At 66.2% G+C, this 1160-nt stretch carries 2 protein-coding genes; both read right to left on the reverse strand.

Translation table 11 applies throughout. The features are described 5' to 3' along the window. The coding region (locus HX846_RS34615) for a DNA polymerase III subunit delta' (RefSeq protein WP_178967192.1) at nucleotides 1–632 on the reverse strand (632 nt) is incomplete at its 3' end. Next, nucleotides 625–1160: dTMP kinase (gene tmk, locus HX846_RS34620; protein WP_178967193.1), on the reverse strand; the 536-nt coding region annotated here is incomplete at its 5' end. The genes HX846_RS34615 and tmk, both read right to left, overlap by 8 nt.

A 1160-nucleotide genomic window follows, 5' to 3' on the forward strand; every position in this document is an offset into this window, starting at 1 on the left:
TGTTCACGCACGCCCTGGGCCTGGAGCTTGACCGCCGCCAGGGGCGAACCGGCCGCCAGGGTCAGCAACTCGACGCGCTCTGCCTCGCCGCAGTCCGGCAACGCCTGGGCCAGCCACTGCAGGCTCATGGCTTCGCTCGGCAACGGGCAGGCCTGCTGCACGCAGCGGCTGCGAATGGTCGGCAGCAGGCGGCTGGACTGGTGGCTGACCAGCAGCAGCACGGTATCGCCGGACGGTTCTTCCAGGCTCTTGAGCAAGGCGTTGGCGGCGTTGATGTTCATCGACTCCACCGGTTCGATCAGCACCACCTTGCGCCCGCCCATCTGCGCGGTCTGCACCACGAAGCTGACCAGATCACGCACCTGGTCGACCTTGATCGCCTTGTCGGCCTCTTCCGGTTCCAGCAGATAGTTGTCCGGGTGGCTGCCGGCCTTGAGCAGCATGCAGGATTTACATTCGCCGCAGGCTTCCAGGCCGTTGGGCCGCTGGCACAACAAGCTGGCCATCAGCCGCTCGGCCAGGGCGCGCTTGCCGATGCCCACCGGGCCGTGGAGCAGGTAGGCGTGGGCGTGCTGGGCACGGCCCGCCAGTTGCTGCCAGAGGCTGTCCTGCCACGGGTAGGCTTCAGCCACGGACACGCTCCACAAGCTTCGGCAACAGGGCGTCAATGCACTGCTGAACCTGAGTCAACGGTTGTGCGGCGTCCAACAGGTAGTAACGGGCGGGGTCGGCTTCGGCGCGCTTGAGAAACGCGCCGCGCACAGCTTCAAAAAAGACTCGGGTTTCCAGTTCGAAACGATCGAGGCGACCCCGGGCGGAGGCACGGGCCATGCCGACTTCCACCGGGAGATCGAACACCAAGGTCAGGTCGGGCCGCAAATCGCCCTGGACGAAGGTTTCCAAGGCCGCAATGCGCTCCAGGGACAAGCCACGACCGCCGCCCTGATAGGCATAGGTGGAATCGGTAAACCGGTCACAAATCACCACGGCGCCCCGGGCCAGTGCCGGGCGAATGACTTCGGCCAGGTGCTGGGCGCGGGCGGCGAACACCAGCAACAGCTCGGTGTCGGGGTTCATCTCATCGTCGCCCGTGGACAGCAGCACTTCACGGATACGCACGGCCAGTGCCGAGCCGCCAGGCTCACCGGACAGCAGCACCT

Source organism: Pseudomonas sp. K5002 (genome assembly GCF_013386655.1).
GTDB lineage: Bacteria > Pseudomonadota > Gammaproteobacteria > Pseudomonadales > Pseudomonadaceae > Aquipseudomonas.